Here is a 26,815-nt window from a genome sequence, read left to right as displayed (position 1 = left end):
ATTGTACAAGATACGTCAAGAATATACATCCGCCATTTGGACAATGTTTTTGCACAAATACTCATGTATACTCTCAACAAACGCTATAGACAGCTAGCTTGGGAGGAAATATCTGATGCCAACACAAAGCGACATTGCGCAAGCGCTCTCACATGTTCTATGGATTGCCGGTTCCCCCTGCTCAGGAAAATCCACGATCAGCCATACCATCACCCGGATCTATGTCTTCCTTGATTATCATGTCGATGCGCTTGCAAGTCATCATTTTGCGCGACGTATAGCCGCTGGCGACGTTGAGGCACAGAAATTTCTAAGTATGAGCATGGACCAGCGCTGGATACAGCGCCCAGTTGAAGAAGTGTTTCAAGAAACCATTGAATCGTGGGCCAGGAACTTTGCGCTGGTCATCGAGGATCTCCTGGCTCTGCCCAGAGAAAACTTTATTGTCGCCGAGGGGAACTTCTTTCCAGAGTGTGTCGCCCCCTATCTCTCCAGTCCCCAGCAAGCAATCTGGCTGGTTCCCACTGATACCTTCTGCGACCAGGCTCGACGCCGCAAGCAGGCTGAACTGGTCAGACGCCAGAAACGGCATGGCGTCTATAACGAGGGCAGCAACCCTGAGCAACGCCTGCGTAACATCATCGCCCGCGACTGCCAGCTTGCTCGCTATGTCAAGCAGCAGGCGGAAACCCTTTCGCTTTCAGTCGTTGAGGTAGACGGAAGTCACTCCAGCGAGGAAATGACGGAACTGGTCGAGAGACACTTCGATCCATATCTCATCGAATACTTTAGGCGAACAAAAGAGTAGCCGATCCGAAACTTAGAAAACACTACGTACCAGACCTCCTTCCGCGCGTAGCGCAGCTCCATCGACGACCCCAGCAAGCGGGCTACAGATCAAGGTGACCAGCGCCGCCACTTCTTCAGGCTGAATCAGGTGCTCGATCAAAGAGGTAGGGCGATTCTCCTGTATAGATTTGCGCTCGGCCACCTCTGACTTCTCGCCAGGGACAGTGACTGAATAAATTCACTAACCCCCTCGGTCCTCGTTGGTCCCGGCAAAACGCTATTAACCGTCACATTTGTGCCTTTGGCGATCTCGGCCAGGCGATAATCTGGTTGTAAATGAGATCGCTCTGCGAATTTTGTCATTTACAAGCCCTCGGCCCTTGTTCTCTCAACTTCTATAAAAGGTTGTCCATGGTAATAGGCAGGTCGCGCACACGGCGGCCTGTGGCATGGTAGATAGCGTTGGCGATAGCCGGCGCAATACCGACGATGGCGACTTCGCCGACGCCCTTGACGCCGAGCGGATTGAGTTCTAGGTCGGGCTCTTCGACAAAGAGCACTTCGAGCGGGGGAATATCCGCGTGGACCGGGATGGCGTAGTCGGCAAAGTTGGCGTTGACGATGCGGCCTATTGTCTCGTCCATGCGGGTCTGTTCCAGCAGGGCCATGCCAATGCCGCCAACGGTACCACCGATAACCTGACTGCGCGCAGTTTTCGGGTTGAGAATACGGCCAGCCGCGATGACCGAGAGCACTCTACTCACACGAATCCTGCCCAGCTCGGCGTCTACGCGCACCTCGACAAATTTTGCTCCGAAGATGCCCGTGCCAAACCGCTGGGCCTCGTCGCCAGGGGCAGCTCGGCCTGTGGCCTCGAGCAGATCCAGGCCATGGCGTTGGAGAATGGCGGTATAGCTCTCGCGGCGCGTGGGATCGTTTTTGAGCGCGATATATCCGTCTCCGGTTAGTATCATCTTTGGGCTTGCCCCGCGCAATGGCGAATACTCGTCTTCCTGAACGAGCGCGAGTGTCTGTTCCAGCAGCGTGGCAGCGGTCGCGTGGACCGCCGAGCCGGCGCTGGCGGCGAGCATAGAGCCGCCCTGGTTGGGCGAGACGGGAGAGTTGCTGTCGCCCAGCTCGCAGCGAATCCTTGCCAGGGGCAGGCCGAGCGCATCCGAGGCAATCTGAGCCAGAATGGTAGCGGTGCCGGGGCCGATGTCGGTCGCGCTGGTCTGGATCAGCACGCTGCCATCAGCCAGCAAGCGCACACGGGCTTCTGCCAGCTGGCGGTTGTAGGGATAGTAGCTGCCAGACACGCCCCAGCCGATCAGTTCATGACCGTCGCGCAGAGAGCGCGGAGCGCGTGGGCGACGTTCCCAGCCAAAGGCTTGAGCGCCCAGTTCAAAGCATTCGCGCAGCTTCCGGCTTGACCACGGTTGGCCGCTCTGGGGATGGACCGGCGTGTCATTGCGCAGGCGCAGTTCAAGCGGATCAATGTCCAGGGCGTACGCCAATTCGTCCAACGCGCTTTCAAGCGCGAAAAGGCCGGTCGATTCACCAGGGCCACGCATCCAGGTGGGTACAGCGACATTGAGACGCACCTGACGATAGGCAGTGCGCAGGTGAGGGCTGGCGTAAAGCAGAGCGGTCGCGCGCGTCAGGCCTTCGCGAAAGTCGTCATTCATTGCCACTGGCTCGGTGCCCTCGTGGATTGTAGCGAGAAGCTGGCCCTTGCGGGTTGCGCAGAGGGCTACACGCTGTACACTGCGCGGGCGGTAGCCAGTGGTTGTGTACATCTGCTCGCGGGTGAGCACCAGTTTGACCGGGCGGCCTACCTGACGGGCCGAGATAGCGGCCAGAACCACGTGTGGCCAGGGGCGCAGTCCGCTGCCGAACGCGCCGCCGATGAACGGAGCCAGCACGCGTACCTGCGTTATCTCCAGGCCGAGCATCATTGCCAGTTGAGCGCGGGTATTGTAGACTCCCTGCGTCGAATCGTGGAGCGTTAACGTCTCGCCATCCCAACTGGCGATAGTCGCAGCCGGCGCCAGCGGATTGTGGTGCTGCGTCGGAGTAGTGTAAGTTGCTTCCACGCGTACCGGAGCCCTGGCTAGAGCAGCTTCGGGCTCGCCACGCACTACGTCGGGAAAAGCGTTGTCGAGCACCTGCGCGTGCGGATCATCGAGTCGGAGCAGCGGCGTTTCCTCCTGGTAATCGACCGTGATCAAAGTCGCGGCAAAAGTGGCTTGCTCAAGCGTTTCTGCTACTACCACAGCGATATGCTGGCCATGATAAGAGATGTGTTGGTCTTGGAGAGGCGGCGGCGGCGCTGACCCCACCACAAAGCTGGGGGGCTGGAGTGCAAGCGCGGCGCGTTGAGATGCGTCAGCACCGCAAGCACACCTGGAGCTGCTTCCGCCGCAACTGTCTCGATCGTTTTAATGCTACCGCGCGCGATGGTGCTCTGCACAATAACCGCATGCGCCATGCGCTCAAAGGGAAATTCCGCGGGATAGCGGGCCTGGCCTGTTACCTTGAGCAGCCCATCGACGCGGTCAACCGGCTGGCCTACGCTGGGCGAGGATGTTTGTGGAGCGCTTTGAGTCATGCGATGCCTCCTACTGTGGTCAGGGCGCGTATCAGTGTACGCCGGGTGAGTTCAATCTTAAACGCGTTATCGCGTTGGGGGATAGCCCCTGTCAGGGCCGCTTCCGCGGCGGCGGCGCAGGTTTCTCTGGCGAGAGGCGCATTCTGGAGCAGTGCTTCCGCGGCGCGTACCCGCCAGGGGATTGTTCCCACTCCACCCAGCGCGATCCGCGCCGCGCGGACAGTTGAACCGTCCAGTTCCAGGGCCACGGCGGCTGAAACCAGGGCGAACTCGTAGGAGGCGCGATCGCGCACCTTGAGATAGGTTGAGCGAGAGGCATTGAACGTCGTCGGAATTTCCAGCGCGGCAATCAGCTCACCGGGTTTGAGAACATGCTCACGTTCCGGCGTTGTGCCAGGCAGAAGATAAAAATGGGCCAGCGGAATGCGCCGCGAGCCGTTTGGTCCGTGCACCTCTAGCGCAGCATCCAGCGCTATCAGGGCCACGGCGAGATCAGAGCCGTGGGTTGCGATACAGTTCTCGCTGGTACCGAAAATGGCGTGCACGCGGTTTTCGCCAACCAGCGCGGCACAGCCGGAGCCAGGCATGCGTTTATTGCAGGCAAAGACGGGATCGCGGAAGTAGGAGCAGCGCGTGCGCTGGAGCAGATTGCCGCCGAGCGTTGCCATATTGCGTAGTTGTTGTGACGCGCTGGCCAGCAGCGCTTGCGTGATCAGCGGATAACGCTCGCGGAGCAGCGCGTTATCCGCCGCCTCGCTCATGGTAGTCAGCGCGCCAATCACTATCGCGTCTTCGGTGACTTCAATGCCCCACAGAGGGAGGTGTGTAATATCTACCAGCAGATCGGGATGGAGCACATCATCCTTCATCAGGTCCAGCAGCGTCGTGCCGCCAGCGATGTACGCTGCCCCGGGGTAGGCTGTCAGGCGCGCAATGGCGCCCGCCTCGTTTTCGGCGCGCCAGTAGCTAAAAGGTCGCATCTTTTTCTCCCTCTACCACGCTCCAGATCGCGGCCACAATATTGGAGTAAGCGCCACAGCGGCAGAGATTGCCACTCATAAACTCGCGGATCTCTTCCTGAGAAGTCGTGTGCCCCTCGTTGAGCAGAGCCACGGCGGACATGATCTGTCCCGAAGTGCAATAGCCGCACTGAAAGCCATCGTGAGCGATAAAGGCTGCCTGCATGGGGTGAAGCTCCTCTCCATTGGCCAGGCCTTCAATCGTCGTAATCTCTCGCCCTTCGCACATCGCAGCGAGGGTGAGGCAGGAGAGAATACGCTGGTTATCGGCCAGGACCGTGCAAGCGCCGCATGCTCCGTGGTCACAGCCCTTTTTTGTGCCCGTCAGTCCAAGATGTTCGCGCAGCGCGTCAAGCAGTGTCACGCGGGTATCCAGGAGCAGCGCGTGCTTTGTGCCATTGACACGCAACGTCACAGCAATCAGTTGAGCATCTAGGGATGTCTCTGTGGAAGTAGCCATATCTTTTCCTACGTAAATTTTGGCCAAAATAGTGGCAGCAAGCTTGGCAAAAGAAGAGCTTGCAAAGAAAAAGATGATGATCTATAGCTCTTGCAGAAAGTCAACCAAACAAGAGGAGATTCATCATCATGACAGAATCTACGATGAAACTGACCCAACGTTTTACCGGATGTGCGAGCCTAGCCGCACTGGGCATCAAACTACGCACCCTGGATCTGCTGGCACCGATCCGAAAGCTCGTTCAGATCCCGCAGAAGACCGTGAAAGACACGCCCTTTGAGAAACTGTCCGATGCCTTCATCAGTATCCTGGCGGGAGCCACAGGGCTGGTGGAGATCAACAGCCGCTTGAGGAGCGATCGTGCGCTGCAACACGCGTTTGGACGGACGCGCTGCGCCGAGCAATCGGTCGTCCAGGAAACGCTCTCTGCCTGTACCGCCGAGACGGTGAAGCAAATGGAGCACGCGATGAAGCTGATGTATCGCCAACACAGCCAAGGCTATCGGCATGACTACCATCGGCAATTTCAAATCCTGGATGTTGATCTCACGGGTCTGCCGTGTGGCAAAAAGGCTGCTCTGGCTACCAAAGGCTACTTTGCTGGGGCGCGCAACCGCCGTGGACGGCAATTGGGCCGTGTCCTGGCGACCCGCTACGGGGAAGTCGTCGTCGATCAACTCTTTGAGGGCCGGACCAAACTGTCCGAGGCGTTTGTGCCTCTGGTTCAAGCTGCCGAGGAGATCCTGGACCTTAATGGCGCGAAACGCGCGCGCACCCTGTTGCGGGTGGATGCTGGGGGTGGCAGCATGAACGATGTGAACTGGTCGCTCACCCAAGGCTACCAGATCCTGTGCAAGGATTACTCCGGCCAACGTGCGACTCGCCTGGCAGCTTCCGTGACCCGTTGGGTTGACGATCCCGATGAGCCGGGGCGGCAAGTGGGATGGGTCGAAGTGGAAGCGCCGGAGTATGTGCGGCCTGTGAGGCGCATCGCAGTTCGTAAGCGCAAACCTAATGGACAGTGGGGCATCGCGGTCCTGATCTGCAGCCTGCTGCCCGATGAGGTTGAAGAACTGAGTGATGGCCTGCTTGTCCACAGTCTTGATCCTGTCAAGGATCTGCTGCTTGCCCACCTGCGTCTCTACGATCAGCGTGGAGGTGGGGTCGAAACCTCGTTCAAAGGCGACAAACAGGGGGGTGCCCTCGGCAAGCGCAGCAAAAAGCGGTTTGAAGCGCAACAGATGGTTATGCTCTTGGGCAGCCTGGTCCACAATGTGCTCGTCTGGGCACAAGAGTGGTTGGTCGTAACGACCTCTGCGGTGCAGCACTACGGACCTTTGCGTTTGGTACGCGATGTTTTTCATATCAGTGGCTTTCTCCTCCTTGATGCGTGGGGGCGCGTCCGTCAGATCGGACTCAATCAGGATGCTCCGCTGGCTCCTGTCTTACTCAGCCCTTTCCAAACCTTCGTCGCTCCTGCGCATGTCGCCATTTATTTGGCCAAAACTTAGGTCCTATCGATTCTATCGTTAAATAACGGTATCCGTGGGCTCATCTTGAAGTGTCGCGTAGACCTGGGCGACTGCCGCGTTATTACGTTCTTCAACCTCGCGCATGTGCGTGATCTTCCGTTGCAGCGCGGCCATATGCTGCTCTAACTTGTGCATATGTTCTTCCAGAGCGCGTTGGTGTTCTTCCAGGATCAACCGGCGCTCGGTCGCAGTGGCATCACCCTGGCGACGCAGCGCTGCAAAATGAATCATCTGCGCCAGCGGCATATCCGTCTCGCGCAGGCGAATCAGCGTCTGGAGCCAGGAGATATCTTGCTGACTATAACGGCGATGGCCGTTTGGCGCTCTCTGTACCGGCTCAATCAGCCCGATGCGTTCATAGTAGCGCAGCGTATCGCTGCTCAGTCCGGTCTGCTGAGCAACCTGTTGAATCGAAAAATTTGTTTCCATGCCCCAACTATACAACCTGGAGTGAACTCCAGGTCAAGAGTTTGGAGTGACTTTTTCTGTCCAGGAGGGGTCCCAACATTCCCCCCCGCGTTTTTCCCGCTAAGCAAGCAACAATACCTGTATGAGAAGACAAAGGAGTATTTCGAGATGATGCTGAGTCGGAGAATACCAAGTAGCTGGCGTGAGCCCTCCATTTTGCGTAGCAAAACCTTTTTTTCCTATTTCTCTAGAGCCCAAAGAGGTTTTCAAGGGTCTCATTTTCTTCTCAAATGCTTTTGATTCCCTCTCTTGCTTAGCGGGGCAAACGCAGGGAAAAAGTGTTGGGGCCCCAATTTGGCGGTTTCATGCCTCTCTGTGAGTCTTGTGGGGAATGTACGTAAAACGGTGGTTTTATGTACGGTTAATACTCAACCTCCAGTATATTTGTATGTAGGCAACAACAATTTCCAAATGGACGCGAAAGAAGTTGTGCGCACAACTTCTTTCGCGTCCAACATTTTTGACCCTATTTAGCCCTTATATAGTGGAAGATACAAGAAGTATTTTCCGATGACTTATGATATCCTATTGCCACTATACATCGATATATTCAGGCCCGAACGGTGTAGGGGGTGATTGGCTAATTCTTAGTATGATGGAAAAGAGAACCTATATCTTATGAGTGAAGTTATCCAGCAAAAACCTCTAAAATCTCGCCTCTCTCGCCGAGTAGCGCTTCTCAGTATCGCAACAGTAGGAGTCGCCGCAGGAACTGGTGGGGGATTTCTCTGGTGGATACATTCTTCGTCGCGCCCACATCCTCTTTTCACATACACCGGCCACTCGGATGCGGTTCTTTCGGTGGCCTGGTCTCCCGATAGCACATCTATGGTGTCGAGCAGCGATGATCACTCAATGCAGGTTTGGAATATAGCCACGGGAAAAAGCGTCTTTACATTTAATCGCGAGATGGCGGTCATGAACACGGTGGCCTGGTCTCCTGATGGGAAACACATCGCCGCGGGAGATTCCTCCGCCAATGTACGAGTTTGGAATGCGATAACCGGGGAACTTATCCTCACCACCTACGATAACTTTGTCGATGCTGTTGGACCTGTGGCCTGGTCCCCCGATAGTAGCCATATCGCTTTAGGTGATGCGTCGAATAACGCGTATATTCTCGATGTTCTCAAGGGGAGCATAAGCGTCACCTACGAGGGCCATAGAGATGTAGTGAATGCGGTGGCTTGGTCTCCCGACGGCAGGCGCGTCGCATCAGGAGGAAACATGGATCATACTGTACAGGTCTGGGATGCCATCAATAGCCACAAATACCTGACGTATAGCGGTCATACAGACCAGATCAACACAGTGGCCTGGTCCCCCAATGGCAAGTACATCGCGTCAGGTAGCAATGATCATACGGTGCAGGTCTGGGATGTCGCCAGCGGAAACAGGAGCGTGACCTATCAAGGCCATGCCGACCGGGTCAACGCTGTGGCCTGGTCTCCTGATGGCAAGTACATCGCGTCGGGCAGCGATGATCGTACCATGCAGATCTGGGACGCAACTACAAAAAAGACTGTCTTCACCTCTACAAACGATCTCACTAACTATTTCGCCGTGATCAAATCCGTGGCCTGGTCTCCTGATGGCAAGCTTATCGCTTCCGGCAGCAGTGATTCCACTGTACGATTCTGGGCGATCCCATAACCCCCATTGCTTGGACCTTATTTTTCTATAGAAGAATTCGCCTCATGACCTCCGTCATTTTCTCGTCATTGTTCTTCTTTTGACCATTGAGATATCTTTGTCCAGCTGTACTAGAGGGAGGTAGAGTCGCCGCTATGGTTTGATGGTCGAGGCAATAACAACATTGAGACTATAATTGGCATAGGGGAGTAGGATATCTAAAAATTCATTGAGCGTGCTCTGATCGATCACTTCCAGTTTCAACAGATAACAGACATTCCCGCCAGCAATACGATGGCACTCACGTACCTCTTCCCTGCCCTCAATAAGCTGGAGAAAGCTCTGGTGATGATTCGTTTTCATGTGCACATTTACATATGCTAGCATCCTGGGAGCGATTTTTTGCTCATCCACACGAATAGTGTAGCCGGTAATTACCCCTTCTTCTTCCAGGCGACGCACACGCTCAGCCACGGCTGGCGCGCTCATATGAACCACCGCAGCAAGCTTACGCATAGATAGGCGGCTATCTTCTCGCAAAGCCTGAACAATAGCAATATCTGTTGTATCCATAATCATCCCATAACAACTGTTTAGCAACCATGCTCTCTTTCCTTACAAAGGGAAAGCAAAAGGTCCGCTTACTTTCCATATTTTGTGTACAGAGGGCTTGAAATATCCTATTATTTTATCACAAGAGCAGCTAAACGATAGATTCGTTAGGTAGATTAATCTGAAGAAGAGGAACATAATGCAAATTCACTTCCTGCGCCACGCTACCCTGGTACTGACCATTCATAATCTCAAGATCCTGGTCGATCCAATGCTCAGCCCTCAGGGAGCCATAGATCCCATTCCCAACGCAGGCAACCAGATACGCAACCCGATGATGCCGCTACCACTCTCCGATGAGGAGTTACAGCAGGTAATCAACAACCTGGACGCTGTTTTAATAACTCATACGCATCGTGACCATTGGGACCCAGCCGCACAGGACTTACTCCCCAAAGACTTACCTCTACTCTGTCAGCCAGCAGACCAGGCTAAGCTAGAGCAGGCAGGCTTCACCCAGGTTCTGCCGATAAGTGAACGCTTGACGTGGCGTGGGCTTGAGATCGACCGCACTGGAGGGCAGCACGGAACAGGCGAGCTAGGTAAAATGATGGGTCCTGTCTCTGGCTTTGTATTGAAGGCCGAGGGAGAGCCAGCACTCTATATCGCGGGCGATACAATCTGGTGCTCAGACGTTGAACAGGCCCTCACACAGCACAAACCAGATGTGGTCATGCTCAACGCTGGTGCTCCAACCTTTGTCACTGGCGGCGGCCCCATCACTATGGACGAGAACGATGTGTGCCAGGTATGCCGCAGCATTCCCGAGGCAAACATCGTAGCGGTACACATGGAAACAATCAATCACTGTCGCCTCACGCGTGCCGCATTGAGAGACAAGCTAGAGGCAGAAGAGCTAGAGAAGCAAGTCTCCATTCCTCAGGACGGAGAGATCCTTACCTTCTAAATACAGTCCACCTGATGAGAGAGGGATGTAGCGATGGGGACGAGTCGTTTCCATCGCTACATCCCTCTCATTCTCTTCTTTACGCGCTTGTTCTTTGCATGATAAAGTGAGCATTAGTTATAGAAGAAAGGACGCTCAGATGCCATTAAACATGCCAAAGAAACGCGCAGCCCTCTGTACGCTTAATACTTCCACGCGTCCACGAGCATGCCATACACGATCATGTCATGCGCCTTGCCATTAAGCCATTCGGCCTGGCGCAAGATTCCCTCCTGCGTGAAACCAAGCCTCTCTGGCACGGCCCGGCTCTTCTTGTTACCAGCGGCGGCATGAATTTCAACCTTGTTGAGACCATACTCCTCGAAGGCATAGGTGGTAAGCGCCTTCGCAGCCCTGGTGATAATTCCCTTGCCCTGCATATCTTTATCCAGCCAGTAGCCAATCTCCGCCACGCGCGTCTCCCAGCTCATCCTGGGGAAACCGATTGAACCAACCATTTGCCCCCTATACCAGAGATTGGTTGGCAGCCCTACTCCACCCGCGAACTGCTGCATACTGCCTCGCATATATGAACTTATAACTTCAGGCGTCTGCTTGAAGGCCGCCCAGGACATCCACTCCCGCAAGTGCTCGATGTTGCGCACCACCAGGGCATGATATTCATCCACATACCGCTGCTCATTCAAGCGTAACTCGATTTCATCATCCACACGAATACAGAGAGAGAGTTTACTCATTCTTTTTCCTTTTTATCTATATAGCTAGGCCATGAGCAGGGTGTTTGCTTGACTCCTCGCACCTGCGGCGCTCGCCTTGGAGAGTAGTATGATGTGCCTGGACAGCCTCAGGCTGTCCAGGCACATCATACTACTCTCAAGCATATCATTACAGGACAAGGGCAATCGCATCTTCACGAGTCTCTTCCCTTCTCCTTTTCTCACATTGCCGCCATCATGGCTTGCACAACGTGTATCTCATCCAGGTTGATGGTATGGCCCATGTTGAGATACAAGTGTGCCGTTACCTGTCCTCCCATCCGTTGCAGCACTTGAGCGGAATATTCAACCCGTTCTTTGGGAATATGGAAATCCCTATCACTACAGCCGAGAAACATGGGGGTCCCATCGAACGAACCGAGATAGTTTCGCGGCGCGCCATCCGGCCCGATGAGTCCACCACTCAAGCCCACCACACCACCATAGCGCCTGGCATTACGGGCCGCAAACTCAAGGGCCAGACAGGCACCTTGCGAAAAACCTAAGAGGATGGTCCGTTCAGGTTCAATGCCTGCATCCGCTACTTGAGTCAGCAGAGATGCAATGACTGCCAGGGCAGAAGTAAGACCAGGCTCATTGCTGGCAAGAGGTGCAAGAAAGCTATTGGGATACCACGAATAACCAGCGGCCTGCGGTGCAAGATAGGTAAAACCAGGCCGGTGTAGCTCGCTCGTTAGACTCAGGATATCTTCTGCTGATGCACCACGTCCATGGAGCATGATCATAACTGCTTTTGCCTGCTTAAGCGGCAAACCCGCAGTAAGTACAGGCTGCCCCTGGTGTGGACTGGTCACGTTATTCAAATGATGAAGCTGCTCCATTCGATATCTCCTTCCGCCCGATTACTCGCTATTGCTCCTGTCAGCATTCTCCTCTGGCACATGAAGCGGAGGCAATACATTCTCGATCTGTGAGCGACTTGATTCTAACCAGGGGGGAAGCTTGAGGCGCGTTCCGAGTTGCTCGATCGGCTCATCAATGGCAAAGCCGGGAGGATCAGTCGCAATTTCAAACAGAACTCCCCCTGGTTCGTGAAAGTAGATCGAGTGGAAGTACTGGCGGTCCAACACTGACGTCACATCGCCGTCCTGACCTAACAGATGCTCTCGCCAGGCGAGTTGATGGGCGTCATCCTCGGTGCGCCAGGCCACATGATGCACGGTGCCCACTGCTATTCTCCCGCGTGGCTGATTGGACAACTCCAACACATCGACGCGGGTGCCCAGACCGCCTGGTCCGACTTCGTATCTGAAGCGGTTGCCTTCTTGTTGCAAGGGACGAAAACCGAGCGTTTCAGTGAGCAGAGTGGCTGTTGGCTCGTGATGGGCCTCTGCCAGTGTAATACTGGCAAAGCCTCGAATGGCATACGCTTGTGGAACGGGTCCATGTGTCCAGCCACGGCGAAGGTCCGCCTCACGGGAGGCTACCAACTCCAGGGAGAGGCCATGTGGATCAAGGAAGGAAATCACCTGCTCCTGGAAACGAGCGACCTGCCCCGTGATCGTCACCCCGTGGTGAGATAAACGGTCGATCCAATAGTCGAGCGCATCTGCCGGGATAGCCAGGGAAATGTCCACAATCTGGCCAGTTCCTCTGCGTCCTCGCGGCGCTTCCGGCCAGGGAAAGAACGTCAGAATTGTGCCAGGCGTTCCTGTATCATCTCCATAGTAGAGATGATAGGTGCCCGGATCGTCAAAATTCACCGTTTGCTTGACCAGGCGTTGTCCCAGCACATGAGTATAAAAATCCACATTTGCCTGGGGATCTCCCACGATGGCTGTGAGATGATGAATGCCCGTCAGAACGTTGTGTTCCATATGTTCCTCCCAAATGCCCTGCTACCTGATATCAGGTAAGCGAGAGCTCTGCTCTTCATGATGTTACATCTAATCATTCTTCTGCGTCCGCGAATTCGAAAACCACCTCGTCGACATAACACCAACCCCAATTCTCCCCCGGTTCGAGCGACGCAATGAGTGGATGGGTTGTGGTGTGAAAGTGCCTGGTCGCATGTTTATTTTTTGAGGAATCACAGCAACCGACATGTCCACACGAAAGGCAGAGGCGCAGATGCACCCACGTGTCTCCCGTTTTCAAACACTCCTCACATCCATTTGCACTCGGTGTGACTTCCTGTATTTGCTCCAAATGTGTACACTGCTTTGCCATATGCTTGCCTTCTCCAGTTCATTTTTCAGCGATGCTACAAAGGACGATCAGCACTAGATGCCTTCTGCTTTCTCAGTGAGCAACTGGAGCCAGGCTACTTGCAAAACGCGCCGCAACCTCAGCAACGCGCCGGCCCTGGAAGCGGGCGGCCGCTAGCGCTATCTCATCAGGTGGTACAGAGCCATTATTCGAGGTATACGAAACCCCATAGGGATTGCCAACCTGGAACTGCACAGGATCAAGATAGCCGGGAGGAACGATAATCGCACCCCAGTGATAGAAAACATTGTTCAGAGCGGTAATGGTTGTTTCCTGTCCACCATGCGCGGTGCCTGAACTACTGAAGCTCGACGCGATCTTGTTAGCGAGTTTGCCCTGTGACCAGAGCTTACCTGTGCGATCAATAAACTGTTTCAACTGAGCGGCAGGCAGACCAAAACGGGTTGGCGTGCCAAATATGATGGCATCAGCCCACTCGAGGTCCGCAAGCGTTGCCGTCGCGATATGCTGCGTCATTTTTCGATGTGCGGCCCAGCCCTGGTTTGTTGCAATCGCCTCTTTCGGAGCCAGTTCCTCGACTTCTCGTAGACGTGTGTGGGCACCTGCGCCTTTTGCGCCTTCTTCCACAGCCAGAGCCAACTGGTAGGTTGACCCGGTCGCGCTATAGTAAATGATCGCTACCTTGACCTCTGTTGACATGGACGTTTTCCTCCTTGTTGTATGCGAAATGCAAGAGCATGTTGTATTGGCCAGTTTGTTTGATTGGTTCATACCATCGTTGAACTCAGATGGGTTTTCGCATCCTTGAGGTGCTCATGTGAGATACAAGCACCAGGGGTATGCCGTTAGCAATCAACCGGCATACCCCGATCTTTACTTAGGACTTCAAGAAGCCTAGCAGGTCGGTATTGAATTTCTCTTTATGCGTGGTGGTAAGACCATGACTCGCACCAGGATAGACCTTAAGGGTTGCGCCCTTGACAAGCTTTGAGGAGAGAAGAGCAGAGTCTGCGATTGGCACGATCTGGTCATCATCCCCGTGAATGATCAGGGTCGGAACGTCGATCTTCTTGAGGTCCTCCGTGAGATCTGTCTCGGAGAAAGCCTTGATGCAGTCAAATGCTGCCTTGAGGCCAACCTGCATCGACCAGAGCCAGAACATGTCGCGCACACCCTGCGAAACCTGGGAGCCTGATCGATTGGCTCCATAGAAGGCCGCGCTGAGATCCTTGTAGAATTGTGAGCGGTCCATGACGACGCCAGTGCGAATTTGATTAAACACTTCGATGGGCAGGCCACCTGGATTGGCTTCTGTCTTGAGCATCAGTGGCGGTACCGCGCCAACAAGCACGACCTTGGCGACGCGCGAGGTGCCATGCCGACCAACGTAGTGAGTGATCTCGCCACCACCGGTGGAATGCCCAACCAGCACCACATCTTTGAGATCGAGCGTCTCGATGAGCTCGGCCAGGTCGTCAGCGTAGGTATCCATGTTATTGCCATCCCAGGGCTGGCTGGAGCGTCCATGGCCGCGACGATCATGGGCGATGGCGCGATAACCATGGGAGGCCACGAAGAGCAGCTGGTCGTCCCAGGCATCGGCGTTCAGAGGCCAGCCATGACTAAAGACGACGGGCTGGCCCGTACCCCAATCCTTGTAAAAGATATGTGTGCCATCTTTGGTAGTGATTGTGTTTGTACCCATGGTGCAAATTTCTCCTTGATCGTGTTGTACAATGACTATTTTGGAACTATCTCAACTGCCCCTGGCTCGCAACGTTGTTTTAGTGAAGGCCGCTCACAGTATGGCACTCAACGATACAAAGCGTCTCGTTCTGGTAGATCCATTTTGTGCATATGCACGCGTTGCAAGCGGGCAGGTACCACATGTGGTGTTCCTTCCTTATTTCTACAATGAAGAGCATAGCTGATTGCTGAGCATTTGTAGCGATCTTTATAGATCTTTTAGCAGTCGTTTTACCAGTATAGGGAGGCGACTTGCACCTTACGCATCAAAAAATACAAAAGTATTCCTTCACTATAGAGAGCATAGCTTGAGGTGTTCCTTTCTTAAGGATCATTACCTATCGTCTCGCGATCGTTGGGGGGGGGTAATCGTGCATCGTTCTGCTTTTATAATCTTTAATGCAATAAAAGTTTTATTGCTTAACTAACCGTTTTTATTTCAACTAGTTCTATTCATATACTTTTGCAGGTTATAAGAGGGCTTCGCATGAAGGATTTTGAAACCGCTGAAATACTGCATGATTTCGCTGGCTTCCGGCAGGCACAAGGCCAGTCAGAAGAAGCTGGCGAGTTCTATCAGCGAGCCTTCAGATACGTGAGCATATATTTGGCGTAGAGCACCCCTTCACGCGCGAGACGCGAGAGCGCCTTCAGACCATTCGGGTTGAGTTGGACAGGAAGCCAGCGATAGCGCAAGCTGAAGAATAGAAGGTTTACTGCAGGGCTGCATTCTCCACCTGATCCAGCGCGAGCAGTACCTCCTGGAGGCGATCATGCGTCGCGACAGTCATGGGATGGTCTGTACCAAGCGCTTTCTCACGGATATGCAAGGCTCGTTGATACAGGGCTACTGCCTCCTGGAGCTTACCTTGCGCCTGCCAGAAGCCGGCAAAATCATGCAGTATGTGAGCGACTCCAGCACTCTCAGGACCCAGGTGTTGTTCACGAATATGTAGCGCGCGCTGGTAGAGCGGTCTGGCACGCTCATAGTCCTCTAGTCCAGTGTAGAGATTCGCCAACCCGCGCAATGTATCGCTCACTAAATGATTCTCAGGACCTACTTGCTGTTCACGAATACGCAAGGCTCGCAAGTAGAGGGGCTCCGCCTCTGCATACCTGCCTTGCTTTTGGTAAAGATTTGCCAATTCGTAGAGAGCCATAGCGACATCAAGGTGCTCAGGACCCAACTGCTGCTCACGAATACGCAAGGCTCGCAGATAGAGCGGCTCGGCTTGCTCATACTTTCCCTGTTGTACATTGACATAAGCAACGCCAATGAGTGGAAATGTCACACGATGATGCTCAAGCCCTAACTGTTGTTCCATGATGCGCAACGCCCGTTGATAGAGGGCTTCGGCCTGCGTATACTTCTCCTGTAAGGTATAAATGTAAGGTAAGCCGGTTAATGATTTTGCAATCTGTAAAGATTCGGGCCCCAACGTCTGCTCAAGGATATGAATTGAGCGCAGGTAGAGAGGTTCGGCTTCCCCGTACTTGCCTTGATTGGTGTAAATATTGGCTAATGCATTCAGCGAAGCAGCGACCTGGGCATGCTCGGATCCTAACTGCTGTTCTAGAAGATGGATTGAGCGCAAGTAGAGAGGTTCGGCTTCCGCATATCTTCCCTGGTCACTGTAGAGGACGGCCAGATTGTTCAGGGTCCTTGCCGTATCAACATGCTCAGGGCCAAGCTGCTCCTCCAGGATACGAAGGGCTTGTAGGTAGAGGGACTCCGCTTCCGCATATCTTCCCTGGTCACTGTAGAGCATGGCGAGATTGCTCAAGGTCCTCGCCGTGTCAGGATGCTCAGTTCCCAACAGCTCTTCACGAAGACGCAAGGCGCGTTGATAGAGTGGCTCAGCAAGTGTGTACAAGGCGCGTTCCCGCAGGTAGGTCGCCGTGCGATCAAGAAGCTCCGCAGCCTCAGGAAGCTGGAGGTGATACTCCTGGATGAGGCGATCGCAGGCCTGGGCGTGCTCCAGATAGCGCTGGCACTGCGGCCAGGAAGCTATCGGATCGGTTGGATCGGCGGGGAAGGCAGCATGCAGCACCCGTACCAGGCCCTCGGCCCACCAACGCCGCTCCTGCCCAGCAAGACGCTCCACCTGCACTACCTGCACCAGCCGGTGGATACTCAACAGGCGCTCCTCGGGAAAACGCTTGACCAGGGAAAATGCCAGCAAGAGTTTGAGCATCTGGCTGAATGTGAAGTAATTGGAGACCGCCTGCTGGAGCGCAGGGGGCCAATGCGCAGCGCCCTGGGACAGTAGCTCCTCAGGGATGTGATCCGGGGCCAGAAAGGCGCAGAGTTGCAGCAGCTCTGCGGCGGCAGGATTAGCCTGCCCGACCTGTTGAAAGGCGAGATCCCAGGTGGTGGCGACCGAGTCGGGATAATTTGTGATCTGCCAGCCACGCTGTGCGAGCAAGGCATGACGATGGTGCTGATAGAGCTGGAGATACTCCCTCACACTAGATCCCGTCTCTTCGATATACGCTCCTGCCTGGTCGAGCGCCAGCGGGAACAGCCCCAGAGCTATTGCGAGATTGGTCGCATCATCGATCTCTTCAGCTGTGGCCAGAGCCTCGCGTTGCGCCCGCCGAAGGAGGAGGTGTGTCCCCTCAGCTACTCCCATCGTGTCGAGTTCAATGGATAGAGCCAGCGCGCCTACCGCATGGACACGTGTTGTAAGCAGGATATCTCCGTTGCCACCCTGGGGGAGATAGGTGGGAAGAAAGGTCAAATCATCCGCATTGTCGAAAATGAGCAGCCACGGCTCCTCACAGCTCTCCAGCCAGCCGATGCAAGCATGTGCTCGCTTGCGTTGATCCATTTCACTGGCTGCGGCGCGCAAGGCTGGCACCTGGTCCGCGATGGCGGCAAAGCTGCTGAGCAGCGCCTCTTCACTGGCGGACGCGATCCAGAGCGTATGCGTATAGCGTCCCTGTTCATGTGCTCGATAGGCATATTCTACCGCGATCTGCGTCTTGCCGATCCCCCCCAATCCCTTAATGGCCTGGGCCTGCGTCAGGGCTACCTGGCGAATGCTCATTGTTGCCTCTGCATCAGCAGGCGCGAACCGTTGATGCAAGTGTTCGAGGGTAGCATCGCGCCCGGTGAAATGAGGATTGCGGGCATAGGGAACGGTCCAGAGCGCCAGTTTTGGGACGGGCTCGACCTCTGAGGATGTGATCTCAGCGGACTCGGGCACAGGCGCCGATGCATCCTCTTCCACGAGTCCCAGTTCCTGGGCACTCAGGCCAAAGAGGGCACAGAGCTTGACACGGTAGTAGGCGCTGGGTTGCTGGATGCCTCGCTCCCAGCGCTGGATGGTGATAAGTGCCGTCCCTAGCTCGTCGGCCACATCTTGCTGTCGCCAGTTGCGCAGAATACGCTGACGCCGTAAGCGCTCATTCCTTGCCATGGAATCTCCTCTTTGTTATCTCCCCTGGTATCGTATCATGAGTTCAACAAGAGAAGCAAGCACTTACTTACAACATAGCGGGACCTCGCATATATCAATGCCTTCTTACACCGAGGCGAGCTTGTGAGCTGACAAGAGAAGAAATAGGAGAGGGATAAACCTATGTCTCTCCTATATTTGCTGAGAGCGTCGATGGCGTCTGTAGTAATGGCTGAATCGCGGTTTGTAGTTTACGCTGGCGCTCCTCTTCCGTTATAGTCAGCCAGCCATAATATCGCCAAGAGATAGTTTCTAAAAGCAATCCTAATAAGCTCATTGCCGTGGTTGCCTGATCTACCTCGGGGCGTAACATGGGAGCAGCCTGGCTCAATGCCTGCTCAATGAAGCTACGGGCTACCTGATGATGAAATGCCAGTTCCTCACGCAAGGTAGGATAACTCCAATACTCGCCTATTCCAATGAGCCATAACTGAGGATATTCATCTAAGCAATCCCATAAAAAGGTCAGGCACGCTAGCAAGCCCGTGGCGGCCTGCACAGGATTGGACGCATCTATAGTGAGTCGATATGCGGCAATGCGGTACCCTGGCGCGAAGTGTTGGTAGACTGCCTGTATCAGCGTAGCTTTATCCTTAAAGATGCGAAAGATTGTCACCTCATTGACTTCAGCCTCAGCCGCAAGAGCACGCGTCGTGGTGGCATCTATACCCCGCTCTGCACTGAGCCTTAAAAAGGCGGCAAAAATACGTGCTTTCATTTCGGAAGATGCTTCCATATATCTTCTCCTAATAATTTATGCAGGGCGGCTTCTCTCTAAAATCATACCTGCTTTTGTGCCTGAATGAGGCGGTCGTTGTATGTCGTCTAGCCGTCGTTTTCCCATCAGTACTCAAATTTGACTACCTGAGCCACTACCATGCCTCAATGAACGACCGCTAAACGACGGGTAACGATCTGTGGGAAAACAACGCGAGTCAGGTATGATTGGCATGAAAAGAGAATGTATTGAAATTCTCGAGAAGAGATAGTAAACATCAATAGAAGAAGGCCTATGATGGAAACACCACACGAAACAGTGACATCTGAACAAACGTCAGCTATGGGGCTGGAGGCAGAAGCAGATCTGACATCCCTGCAAATACAGGCGGTCACAGATGTCCTCAATCACGTGATTGCGACGACCACCGCACTCTTTCTCAAGAGGCGTTTCTCTCCCTCCTACTTGATTTAATCAGATCTCATAACTAACTAAAAATAAGCTACTTGACAATTATAAGCATTCGGTGTTAGAATGAGGCTATCAAAAAGAAAGTGGCTAATGCAAAAATATTAGCCATTAAGATGATGGAATGGTCTAAGAAATTGATCCTTGAAGCGGAGCAAAAATTCTCTGGGATGGGATGGTAGCTGGTGTGGGAGCGATACGGAGGCATAGAAGGGACGAAGTAGAGCGAATAAAGGGGAAATGATATGACGACGATAGAACAACTATACAAGATCGTTGAGGAACTTCAACTGATTGACCTTGGAGATGCCATAAGCTACTTGAGCAAAGAGGAAATAGGACTTCTGGATTAAAGAGGATAAAGGCAGGAAATAGAGATAAACGTGTCTACCTCATTCTACTCAAGAAACTACTGACCTATTGAGTGATCTCCCGGAGATATTTTCTATCCGAAAAGTGCAGGAAAAATGATGCAAAACAATCTTCTCGGTATCCATCATGTCACAGCGATTACGAGCGATGCCCAACGCAATATCGATTTCTATACTGGCTTCCTTGGATTACGGCTGATCAAAGTGACCGTCAATTTTGATGACCCCAGTGCTTATCACCTGTACTATGGAGATAGTGTGGGACACCCGGGTACGATCATAACCTTCTTTGCCTGGTCTGGAGCTCCCCGTGGGCGGCAAGGAACAGGACAGATTAACGCTACTGCTCTCGCGATTCCTCGGTCTTCTCTCGGTTATTGGATTGGTCGCTTGATCGAATATGGCATTCAGTATAAAGGGCCCGCCACTCGCTTTGATGAACAGGTAATCTCACTTCGTGATCCAGATGGATTGGTTGTGGAACTCGTCGCACGTCCTGATATTCAGGAACGCCTCGGTTGGGAGAGTCAGGCGATCCCTGCCGAACATTCTATTCGCGGTTTCGCGGGAGTCACGATCTGGGAAGATGATTATGAGCAGACGAATCATGTCTTGAGCGACATTCTAGGCTTTCGATTGATTGCTGAAAAACAGAATGTGTTTCGCTACGAATTTGGAGCAGAGGAAAACAGAGCGAGACTCGATGTGCGTCATACCGCAGGCTTCTGGCGTGGGGAGGTTGCAGCGGGAACGGTGCACCATGTCGCACTACGTGTTGCGACGGATGAAGTTCAGCAAGCATGGCGCGACATGCTCATTGGAAACGATCTCAACGTTACATCTATACGGGATCGTAAGTATTTCCACTCCATATACTTTCCTGAACCGGGTGGTGTGCTCTTTGAGATCGCTACCGATCTCCCAGGCTTTACCATTGATGAGTCGGCTGAGCGCCTGGGAACGCAACTCCAGCTACCGTCCTGGCTCGAAGCTCAACGCTCAGAGATAGAACGTGTATTGCCACCACTCCATTGGCCATCAGCACAAGGAGCAGCGGCATGGCCAGAGAGAGATTGAGGCGTTGGACAGAGGGCTAGAGTTCGCCCTGTCCGATTCCTTTGTAGCTGAGGAAGAGAATTGCGACGAGGATGAACGCAAGCAGGACGCCAAGCAGGCCAATGACGATGTTGCCAATATCTATGTTGTCGATGCCGCCCCAGATGAAGATCAGGCATAGGACAGATCCCAGGACGAGCACGCGAGCGGTGCGGAGTTTCACAATGCTTCCTCTTCTTCTCATGCGGAAACCGCCCCTCATTCGACCGAGACACCGCTCTTGTAGCTGACGCTCGGATTAACTTTTAGACACGTCGGCATGCCAATATACCCCTTTTTTGGGGCAAAAGCGTGTCACGTTGCCATGATAGCAAAATTGACCTTCTCTTACTGTGACGCATTTCACATTTTTACATAAAAAATATTACAACTACTCCTATCTTCCTGCCGAAACCGTTCTCAGCATCTGCCACCCTTCTCTTTATACTGAAATAAGCATGGCCCCTGATATGCTAAATACAAGCGTCTGTGTAAGGTATCTTTGTAATGCGTAGAGGTTATCGTTCATTCATTTTTGAAAGAGCAATGACGCTATGGAGACAATGCAGAGTAAAACTAAAGCGATAAAGACCGATGTCCCCGCCAGGATGGATCGCCTCCCATGGAGTCGCTGGCACTGGCTCGTGGTCATCTCGCTGGGCATCACCTGGATTCTGGATGGTCTTGAAGTCACCATCGTTGGCTCTATCGCCAGCGTGCTGAGCAAGCCTCAGACCCTTCATCTCTCGACGGTGGAGGCTTCCGGCGCTGGTACAGTCTATCTCATTGGCGCGGTCCTCGGTGCCCTGGTATTTGGCCGGATGACCGATCAGCTGGGCCGCAAGAAGCTCTTTATGATTACCTTGCTGGTCTACCTGAGCGCGACCATCGCAACCGCCTTCTCCTTTAACTTCTACTGGTTCGCCGCCTGCCGCTTCATTACGGGCACGGGCATCGGTGGCGAATACGCGGCCATCAACTCGGCTATTGACGAGCTTATTCCGGCGCGGGCGCGTGGCTGGACTGACCTCGTGATCAATAGCACCTGGTGGATTGGTACAGCCTTTGGCGCGGCCATGACCGGCGTGCTGCTCAATCCCAATCTCTTCCCCATTAATGTGGGCTGGCGCCTCTCCTTCGCTCTGGGCGCGGTTCTGGGTCTGGCCGTCCTGCTGGTACGCCGTTACGTACCCGAGAGTCCACGCTGGCTGATGATGCATGGCCACTTTGAGGAGGCTGATAAGGTGGTAGCGGAAATTGAGCATGAGGTACGGAGGGAACGAGGCGGGAAGCCGCTACCTGAGCCAGAGGGCGCCATTTATATCCGCCCTCGCGGCGCGATTGGCTTCGGTGAAATCGCGAAGACGATGGTCAGGCTCTATCCCAAGCGCACAATTCTGGGCCTCTCGCTGATGGCCGCGCAGGCATTTTTCTACAATGCCATCTTCTTTACCTATGCCCTGGTGCTGACGACCTTCTTCCACCTGCCAGCCGAGAGCGTGCCACTGTATCAGATTCCCTTCGCCATCGGCAACGTGATCGGCCCCCTAACCATTGGTCGTCTGTTTGACACGATTGGGCGTCGCAAGATGATCAGCTTTACCTATATCATCTCTGGCATATTGCTGGCAATCACGAGCTGGCTCTTCGCCCAGGGTATGCTCAACGTAGTCACTATCACCATCTGCTGGTCGATCATCTTCTTCTTTGCCTCTACCGGCTCCAGTTCGGCCTATCTGACCGTTAGCGAGGTCTTTCCCCTGGAGATGCGCGCGATGGTCATCGCTCTCTTCTACGCCATTGGAACAGGGGTTGGCGGCGCCTTCGCCCCCTTCATCTTTGGTCTACTCATCCAGACCAACCAGCCAGTCATCCTCTCCTACGGCTACTATGCTGGCGCGCTATTCATGGCGGCTGCGGGTGTCGTAGCCATCTTCTTCGGCGTCGACGCTGAGCGCAAGTCCCTGGAGAGCATTGCCAAACCCTTCTCCCAGGCCGATGACGAGGAAGGTCCCCAGACCGCTCAGGCCAGCTAGTCTATAAGAAAAGCGGGTGTGATGAGTGGCACGTTTGTGCCACTCATCACACCCGCTTTTCTTATTATGTTTTGCTTTTGAAGAAATGCTATCGCTTACGTCTTCTCTAGTGTAAAATGAAACTCTTCAATATAATTACAAGAAGACGTAATGAGGTCCACTCGTATGTTGTTGCAACTAACTATTATCGCCTGTAGCCTAATTTTATCAACGATTGCTGGCTGCCTGATCGGCTACTGGGGATTTAGAAAACGCAAGCGCGCAGTATTTGAAGAGGGCTTAAAGCTCTACACACAGCAAATTCCTTTTGGGGCCTACTGCCGCTATGCTCAGGTTCGCCAAAAGACTATCTCGCAGGTACATAACCAGGTCTGGATATGGGGTATACTTCTTCCATTGCCCGCTATAATTGGCAACTTGCTTGCCAGTAGTATCATCAAGGTTGGCACTTCAGCACAGGCTTCTATAGGGATCGCCACCCGGTCAGCGCTAATAGGACTTGTGATAGGCGTGGGGCTATTTGAGTTTATTAGTGATGCTAGACTTGATCTTGCAGCTATGCGCATCTTTGAGTTTAATCCCCTTGAGCATTCACGCTTCATCAAAGCTGACCTGTTCAAGATACTTTCCACCTACACCTCAGCTGCGGCCTCCCTCCTGGGTATATTGATCTATTTCTTGCTGTATCCACCTAGAACTCTCCTTATCAATATTATCTTCAAACCACCAATATTCTCAATTATATTTGGTAGCATCGCCAATGCCTATTTTTTCGTCTTTATCACACTCATCGTTATTGCAACCTTTACCTTCACAACTATTTTTACCTTACCATACGCGAACCTGACCTCCTCGCTTCAACACATTGAAGAGACACAGTGGGCAAATTTAATCCCGCGCATCCACTCCTGGAGCAGGCTTGCGGGTGTAGAGTTCTCAGCGGTTCTAATCGCACAGGATCTCTTTGGAGGGCAAGAAGTGCGTCTGTCAGGTCCCGGTCGCCGTCCAGCACTTATCATCAGCGAAGCCCTGCTACGGGCAGGTGATTGGCGCGTGCATGACACGATCATTTGTCAGGGCATCATCATGCATAAACAAAAGTCGGCACTCAAACTACTCATGGCTGGTCTCACTGGGTTCGGCACATTTATAGCCTGGGTCCTCCTGGCCCCAATGCTTCTACAGTTACCTTCTTCGCTTGCACGTGACATTACTTTCGACATGCTTCTCATCGGTATTCCTATTACAATAATCCTGGCAATGGCGCTCATTGTCGGTTTAAAGCAAGAAGACACTCATAACACCGCCATAATCAAACTGACAGGCGACCCTCTGGCGCTCCTTGTTTTACATCATGTCCGTGTAGCCCTCAACGGGAGCCCTTTTACATCAGATAATCTCAAGACTGCAAAAGGTCGCTTTGAACGCCTGATTGCAGAGTTACACACAGGCTCACGACTGGCACCATATGCCACCACGCCCGTGCCTTCGCCTTTAAAAATCAGGATCGAGCATGAACAAATCACAATCCCCCTCAACCAGGCCACACCGCCCGCGCCTGTCCCGGAAGTGACCTATGGAAATCTCGCTTCATAAATAAATCAGGGAGAAGAAACGCTATGCTGTTGATATCAATATTTTTACTCGCGTCTGCCCTGCTTATCCCGGTAATCATCTCTGCCATCATAGGACAACGCAACATACGTAAACTCCGGCAGATCGTAGCCAGCAGCTACGGGCAGAAAACCACCCTTGATGGCTATTTCCACTACGCAGCCGCCTGCTCTGATATGAGCACAAGACTATCTAACGTGGTAAGTTATATTATAGGTTTCTTTGTGCTACTGATCATCAGCGGCATCATGATTGCATTGAATGACGATCTTTATCGCTCAAGTTTAAGGCAGCTCATCGAAGCGTATTTTATCAATTCATTGATTGTTACAATCTGGCTTCTTGCATTTAGTACAGTCATAGCCACCGATCCCCTGGCGCTGCATACTTTTCATGTCAATAACCTGCCAGGTGACAAATACAGGAGGGTCTACATCTACAACTACCTCTTTCCACAGGCGCTCATATTTCTTCCCAGCCTCTATATCCTGGGAGGAGTGGTCTGGATAAGCAAGCAATTAGGCCTTAACACAGATGCCATTCCGCCCATTGTACAGTTAACACCCTTTATTTTACTTCTTTTATCAGGCGACATCTTCGCGCTTCAGCATGAGAAACGCAGGGCCATACTTCAGCCAATTGAAAGCACCCGCTGGGCTTATTTGGAGCCAAGGATCGCCGCCTGGTGCAGGTTCGCTAACATTCAGTTCGCCTCCATCCAGGTAGCCCATGATATCGTCGGTAGACATACAGTACGCATCGTTGGCATGGGACAGCGTCCGGTCCTGATCATCAGCGAAGCGCTGTTGAGGGCTACGGACTGGCGGCAGAAGGACGCGCTGGTCTGCCTGGGCATTGCCATGCAACAAAAACGCCTGACACGCAAGGTATTCCTGCGCCACCTCTGGCTGGTGGGGATCTTTCTAGCATGGCTGAGTTGGCTTCAAGCTGTACAGATCTTCCCTTTTACGGCGTTTCGCATCATAGTTTCACTACTTGTCCTCATAGGCCTGCCCATCCTGGCTCTCATTATACTGATGTGTTATCCGCATAGGGCCTATCGCGACCTGGACCGTCTCGCCGCCCAACTCACAGGTGACCCGCTCGCGCTCATTGCCGTCCGGTACCTTATCGCCGCGCTCAACGGCTTCAAATTCAACAAACAACAACGCTTCTCTCCCTCGGCCGCTGATCGCATCGAAGCCCTGATCAAACTAGCCAAATCGACCAGTAATCGCGCCCCCTACGCCGCCGACCCTGTGCCCGCCATCTTACATATAACCATCAACGGCACCCAGGTCAGCGTCCCCCTCGACCAGGCCACGCCGCCCGCGTCCGGCCCGGAAGTGGCTTATTGAGCGGGATTGCCCTATTTTTCTCACCTCCTCGTCCCCACACCTTGAAGCCCAGAAAGGGAGAGAAGCAACTCGTGTTTTTGCTCTTTAATCAGCAAAATATTAATCGGCCACAAAGTGTAACAATTAGATATACGTAACGATAGTGTGTGTGACAAGTAAATGCTATATATATACACCTAAAAAATAAGAATGTCTCAACAGAATATTGAGAGATTAGGAGAATACAACACTATGCGTCTTAAGAACTTCATCTTCAACATGTTGTTTGCATCGCTGCTGCTTGGGATCCTGGCGGCCTGTGGTTCTGCCACTTCGACAACGAGTGCAACTACACTTGCAACAACGCTCAATACATCTACGACACAACCGGTCAGCATGAGCACCCAGCAGCAACGCTCATCTTCAGTTGTGGTGTCGGTAGGCAATATCCCATCTCATCAAGCGGTGGGAAGCACGTTCCCCGTTCTGACAACCCTTAAAGGCATAACGTTGTATGTTCATGAGTGGCAGGGAACGAGTGGCTTTACCTGTGATGGATCATGCGCCAAAACCTGGCAGCCTCTGGTCTACAAGGGTACTACAACGCCTACCTCGACTACCAAGCTACCTGGTAAACTAAGTGTGGGTACCGACGCTCAGGGCCACAAAGTCGTCTTCTACCAGGGGTATCCCCTCTACACCTATGTTGGCGATAAGAAACCCGGCGACTTCAATGCTCCCCTGGCTGATAACTCGCCCTGGCAGCCCGCCACCCCTGACCTCCCTACTGGCCTGTAACTATTCGTTTTAGACAAAAATGAGTGGACTCTCTGGTGGACTATTCCGCCAGAGAGTCCACATGACACTCTCAAGTGCGCACGACCTCTTTCCTTCTCCATGCGATCTGTACCGTGCGACCACTCCCTCCAATTACTACAACTCCCAAGAGGCCGTCATGATCCATTTACCCTAGCATTGACAAATTTTACCTAAATCA

At 53.2% G+C, this 26,815-nt stretch carries 26 protein-coding genes; 10 read left to right on the top strand and 16 right to left on the bottom strand.

Annotation, left to right across the window (positions count from 1 at the left end):
- Positions 1–115: 115 nt before the first annotated feature.
- Positions 116–808, top strand: a complete 693-nt coding sequence (locus JMJ16_RS44290) for a hypothetical protein (RefSeq protein WP_201392033.1) — start codon at positions 116–118, stop codon at positions 806–808.
- Positions 809–820: 12 nt separating this feature from the next.
- Here the strand turns inward: JMJ16_RS44290 and JMJ16_RS44285 are convergent, their stop codons facing one another.
- From JMJ16_RS44285 to JMJ16_RS44265, 5 genes are all read right to left on the bottom strand, one after another.
- A complete protein-coding gene (locus tag JMJ16_RS44285) occupies positions 821–991 on the bottom strand; it encodes a hypothetical protein (protein WP_201392031.1) in 171 nt (56 codons plus the stop codon).
- 193 nt (positions 992–1,184) lie between these two features.
- Complete coding sequence (locus JMJ16_RS44280) at positions 1,185–3,062, bottom strand: xanthine dehydrogenase family protein molybdopterin-binding subunit (RefSeq protein WP_255553295.1); 1,878 nt, start codon at positions 3,060–3,062, stop codon at positions 1,185–1,187.
- The gene (locus tag JMJ16_RS56270) at positions 3,056–3,397 is read right to left on the bottom strand and encodes a xanthine dehydrogenase family protein molybdopterin-binding subunit (RefSeq protein ID WP_201392027.1); all 342 of its coding nucleotides are present in this window, start codon (positions 3,395–3,397) and stop codon (positions 3,056–3,058) included. Before JMJ16_RS56270 ends, JMJ16_RS44280 begins: the two co-directional genes overlap by 7 nt.
- Complete coding sequence (locus tag JMJ16_RS44270) at positions 3,394–4,377, bottom strand: xanthine dehydrogenase family protein subunit M (protein WP_201392026.1); 984 nt, start codon at positions 4,375–4,377, stop codon at positions 3,394–3,396. The genes JMJ16_RS56270 and JMJ16_RS44270 overlap by 4 nt, the downstream gene beginning before the upstream one ends.
- Positions 4,364–4,876 carry a (2Fe-2S)-binding protein gene (locus tag JMJ16_RS44265; RefSeq protein ID WP_201392025.1) on the bottom strand — a complete coding sequence of 171 codons (513 nt, stop codon included), beginning with the start codon at positions 4,874–4,876 and terminating at the stop codon, positions 4,364–4,366. Before JMJ16_RS44265 ends, JMJ16_RS44270 begins: the two co-directional genes overlap by 14 nt.
- A gap of 128 nt (positions 4,877–5,004) precedes the next feature.
- On the opposite strand from JMJ16_RS44265, the gene JMJ16_RS44260 reads away from it, so the two are divergent.
- Positions 5,005–6,387 carry a transposase gene (locus JMJ16_RS44260; RefSeq protein WP_201377970.1) on the top strand — a complete coding sequence of 461 codons (1,383 nt, stop codon included), beginning with the start codon at positions 5,005–5,007 and terminating at the stop codon, positions 6,385–6,387.
- A gap of 18 nt (positions 6,388–6,405) precedes the next feature.
- Here the strand turns inward: JMJ16_RS44260 and JMJ16_RS44255 are convergent, their stop codons facing one another.
- Complete coding sequence (locus tag JMJ16_RS44255) at positions 6,406–6,837, bottom strand: MerR family transcriptional regulator (protein WP_201391643.1); 432 nt, start codon at positions 6,835–6,837, stop codon at positions 6,406–6,408.
- A 657-nt stretch (positions 6,838–7,494) separates the two neighbouring features.
- Here JMJ16_RS44255 and JMJ16_RS44250 point away from each other — a divergent pair.
- On the top strand, positions 7,495–8,529 hold the full coding sequence (locus JMJ16_RS44250) for a WD40 repeat domain-containing protein (RefSeq protein WP_201392024.1): 1,035 nt from the start codon (positions 7,495–7,497) through the stop codon (positions 8,527–8,529).
- A gap of 132 nt (positions 8,530–8,661) precedes the next feature.
- Here the strand turns inward: JMJ16_RS44250 and JMJ16_RS44245 are convergent, their stop codons facing one another.
- Complete coding sequence (locus tag JMJ16_RS44245; RefSeq protein ID WP_201392023.1) at positions 8,662–9,081, bottom strand: Lrp/AsnC family transcriptional regulator; 420 nt, start codon at positions 9,079–9,081, stop codon at positions 8,662–8,664.
- Positions 9,082–9,259: 178 nt separating this feature from the next.
- Between JMJ16_RS44245 and JMJ16_RS44240 the strand changes: the two genes are divergently transcribed.
- A complete protein-coding gene (locus JMJ16_RS44240; RefSeq protein ID WP_201392022.1) occupies positions 9,260–10,027 on the top strand; it encodes an MBL fold metallo-hydrolase in 768 nt (255 codons plus the stop codon).
- Positions 10,028–10,209: 182 nt separating this feature from the next.
- On the opposite strand, the gene JMJ16_RS44235 is transcribed toward JMJ16_RS44240, so the two are convergent.
- The 8 genes from JMJ16_RS44235 to JMJ16_RS44200 all read right to left on the bottom strand — a co-directional run bounded on the left by JMJ16_RS44235 (position 10,210) and on the right by JMJ16_RS44200 (position 18,915).
- The gene (locus tag JMJ16_RS44235) at positions 10,210–10,764 is read right to left on the bottom strand and encodes a GNAT family N-acetyltransferase (protein ID WP_201391657.1); all 555 of its coding nucleotides are present in this window, start codon (positions 10,762–10,764) and stop codon (positions 10,210–10,212) included.
- 200 nt (positions 10,765–10,964) lie between these two features.
- Positions 10,965–11,624 (bottom strand): alpha/beta hydrolase, encoded by a 660-nt coding sequence (locus tag JMJ16_RS44230; RefSeq protein WP_201392021.1) that lies wholly within the window; start codon positions 11,622–11,624, stop codon positions 10,965–10,967.
- 21 nt (positions 11,625–11,645) lie between these two features.
- A complete protein-coding gene (locus JMJ16_RS44225) occupies positions 11,646–12,620 on the bottom strand; it encodes a ring-cleaving dioxygenase (protein ID WP_201392020.1) in 975 nt (324 codons plus the stop codon).
- Positions 12,621–12,693: 73 nt separating this feature from the next.
- Complete coding sequence (locus tag JMJ16_RS44220; protein ID WP_201374316.1) at positions 12,694–12,972, bottom strand: ubiquitin carboxyl-terminal hydrolase 14; 279 nt, start codon at positions 12,970–12,972, stop codon at positions 12,694–12,696.
- A gap of 72 nt (positions 12,973–13,044) precedes the next feature.
- Positions 13,045–13,671: an NAD(P)H:quinone oxidoreductase gene (gene wrbA, locus JMJ16_RS44215; protein ID WP_201392019.1), complete on the bottom strand. Its 627-nt coding sequence runs from the start codon at positions 13,669–13,671 to the stop codon at positions 13,045–13,047.
- A gap of 178 nt (positions 13,672–13,849) precedes the next feature.
- On the bottom strand, positions 13,850–14,677 hold the full coding sequence (locus JMJ16_RS44210) for an alpha/beta fold hydrolase (protein WP_201392017.1): 828 nt from the start codon (positions 14,675–14,677) through the stop codon (positions 13,850–13,852).
- A gap of 754 nt (positions 14,678–15,431) precedes the next feature.
- The gene (gene fxsT / locus JMJ16_RS44205) at positions 15,432–18,140 is read right to left on the bottom strand and encodes an FxSxx-COOH system tetratricopeptide repeat protein (RefSeq protein WP_201392015.1); all 2,709 of its coding nucleotides are present in this window, start codon (positions 18,138–18,140) and stop codon (positions 15,432–15,434) included.
- Positions 18,141–18,300: 160 nt separating this feature from the next.
- Entirely contained in the window at positions 18,301–18,915 is a 615-nt protein-coding gene (locus JMJ16_RS44200; RefSeq protein ID WP_201392013.1) for a TetR/AcrR family transcriptional regulator, read from the bottom strand.
- A 276-nt stretch (positions 18,916–19,191) separates the two neighbouring features.
- On the opposite strand from JMJ16_RS44200, the gene JMJ16_RS44195 reads away from it, so the two are divergent.
- The gene (locus JMJ16_RS44195) at positions 19,192–19,371 is read left to right on the top strand and encodes a hypothetical protein (RefSeq protein ID WP_201392011.1); all 180 of its coding nucleotides are present in this window, start codon (positions 19,192–19,194) and stop codon (positions 19,369–19,371) included.
- Between the two features lie 461 nt (positions 19,372–19,832).
- Positions 19,833–20,813, top strand: a complete 981-nt coding sequence (locus JMJ16_RS44190; protein ID WP_236601970.1) for a ring-cleaving dioxygenase — start codon at positions 19,833–19,835, stop codon at positions 20,811–20,813.
- 16 nt (positions 20,814–20,829) lie between these two features.
- Here JMJ16_RS44190 and JMJ16_RS44185 read toward each other — a convergent pair whose 3' ends face one another.
- Entirely contained in the window at positions 20,830–21,015 is a 186-nt protein-coding gene (locus JMJ16_RS44185; protein WP_201392009.1) for a hypothetical protein, read from the bottom strand.
- A gap of 370 nt (positions 21,016–21,385) precedes the next feature.
- Here JMJ16_RS44185 and JMJ16_RS44180 point away from each other — a divergent pair, with 370 nt between their 5' ends.
- The 4 genes from JMJ16_RS44180 (at position 21,386) to JMJ16_RS44165 (ending at position 26,616) form a co-directional block, all read left to right on the top strand.
- Positions 21,386–22,867 carry an MFS transporter gene (locus JMJ16_RS44180; RefSeq protein ID WP_201392006.1) on the top strand — a complete coding sequence of 494 codons (1,482 nt, stop codon included), beginning with the start codon at positions 21,386–21,388 and terminating at the stop codon, positions 22,865–22,867.
- A 165-nt stretch (positions 22,868–23,032) separates the two neighbouring features.
- Positions 23,033–24,463: a hypothetical protein gene (locus JMJ16_RS44175; RefSeq protein WP_201392004.1), complete on the top strand. Its 1,431-nt coding sequence runs from the start codon at positions 23,033–23,035 to the stop codon at positions 24,461–24,463.
- Positions 24,464–24,486: 23 nt separating this feature from the next.
- Complete coding sequence (locus tag JMJ16_RS44170; protein WP_201392002.1) at positions 24,487–25,839, top strand: hypothetical protein; 1,353 nt, start codon at positions 24,487–24,489, stop codon at positions 25,837–25,839.
- 231 nt (positions 25,840–26,070) lie between these two features.
- Entirely contained in the window at positions 26,071–26,616 is a 546-nt protein-coding gene (locus JMJ16_RS44165; protein ID WP_201392000.1) for a hypothetical protein, read from the top strand.
- Positions 26,617–26,815 lie beyond the last annotated feature (199 nt).

This window comes from Ktedonobacter sp. SOSP1-52 (assembly GCF_016587395.1).
The sequence above is the reverse complement of the archived record's forward strand: the minus strand, read 5'-3'. Positions and strand labels throughout refer to the sequence as shown.

Coding starts and splice junctions, on each gene's coding strand:
- JMJ16_RS44290 (WP_201392033.1), top strand. CDS start 116: ATGCCAACACAAAGCGACATTGCGCAAGCGCTCTCACATGTTCTATGG.
- JMJ16_RS56270 (WP_201392027.1), bottom strand. CDS start 3,397: ATGACTCAAAGCGCTCCACAAACATCCTCGCCCAGCGTAGGCCAGCCG.
- JMJ16_RS44270 (WP_201392026.1), bottom strand. CDS start 4,377: ATGCGACCTTTTAGCTACTGGCGCGCCGAAAACGAGGCGGGCGCCATT.
- JMJ16_RS44265 (WP_201392025.1), bottom strand. CDS start 4,876: ATGGCTACTTCCACAGAGACATCCCTAGATGCTCAACTGATTGCTGTG.
- JMJ16_RS44260 (WP_201377970.1), top strand. CDS start 5,005: ATGACAGAATCTACGATGAAACTGACCCAACGTTTTACCGGATGTGCG.
- JMJ16_RS44255 (WP_201391643.1), bottom strand. CDS start 6,837: ATGGAAACAAATTTTTCGATTCAACAGGTTGCTCAGCAGACCGGACTG.
- JMJ16_RS44250 (WP_201392024.1), top strand. CDS start 7,495: ATGAGTGAAGTTATCCAGCAAAAACCTCTAAAATCTCGCCTCTCTCGC.
- JMJ16_RS44245 (WP_201392023.1), bottom strand. CDS start 9,081: ATGGATACAACAGATATTGCTATTGTTCAGGCTTTGCGAGAAGATAGC.
- JMJ16_RS44240 (WP_201392022.1), top strand. CDS start 9,260: ATGCAAATTCACTTCCTGCGCCACGCTACCCTGGTACTGACCATTCAT.
- JMJ16_RS44235 (WP_201391657.1), bottom strand. CDS start 10,764: ATGAGTAAACTCTCTCTCTGTATTCGTGTGGATGATGAAATCGAGTTA.
- JMJ16_RS44230 (WP_201392021.1), bottom strand. CDS start 11,624: ATGGAGCAGCTTCATCATTTGAATAACGTGACCAGTCCACACCAGGGG.
- JMJ16_RS44225 (WP_201392020.1), bottom strand. CDS start 12,620: ATGGAACACAACGTTCTGACGGGCATTCATCATCTCACAGCCATCGTG.
- JMJ16_RS44220 (WP_201374316.1), bottom strand. CDS start 12,972: ATGGCAAAGCAGTGTACACATTTGGAGCAAATACAGGAAGTCACACCG.
- wrbA (WP_201392019.1), bottom strand. CDS start 13,671: ATGTCAACAGAGGTCAAGGTAGCGATCATTTACTATAGCGCGACCGGG.
- JMJ16_RS44210 (WP_201392017.1), bottom strand. CDS start 14,677: ATGGGTACAAACACAATCACTACCAAAGATGGCACACATATCTTTTAC.
- fxsT (WP_201392015.1), bottom strand. CDS start 18,140: ATGGCAAGGAATGAGCGCTTACGGCGTCAGCGTATTCTGCGCAACTGG.
- JMJ16_RS44200 (WP_201392013.1), bottom strand. CDS start 18,915: ATGGAAGCATCTTCCGAAATGAAAGCACGTATTTTTGCCGCCTTTTTA.
- JMJ16_RS44195 (WP_201392011.1), top strand. CDS start 19,192: ATGATGGAAACACCACACGAAACAGTGACATCTGAACAAACGTCAGCT.
- JMJ16_RS44190 (WP_236601970.1), top strand. CDS start 19,833: ATGATGCAAAACAATCTTCTCGGTATCCATCATGTCACAGCGATTACG.
- JMJ16_RS44180 (WP_201392006.1), top strand. CDS start 21,386: ATGGAGACAATGCAGAGTAAAACTAAAGCGATAAAGACCGATGTCCCC.
- JMJ16_RS44175 (WP_201392004.1), top strand. CDS start 23,033: ATGTTGTTGCAACTAACTATTATCGCCTGTAGCCTAATTTTATCAACG.
- JMJ16_RS44170 (WP_201392002.1), top strand. CDS start 24,487: ATGCTGTTGATATCAATATTTTTACTCGCGTCTGCCCTGCTTATCCCG.
- JMJ16_RS44165 (WP_201392000.1), top strand. CDS start 26,071: ATGCGTCTTAAGAACTTCATCTTCAACATGTTGTTTGCATCGCTGCTG.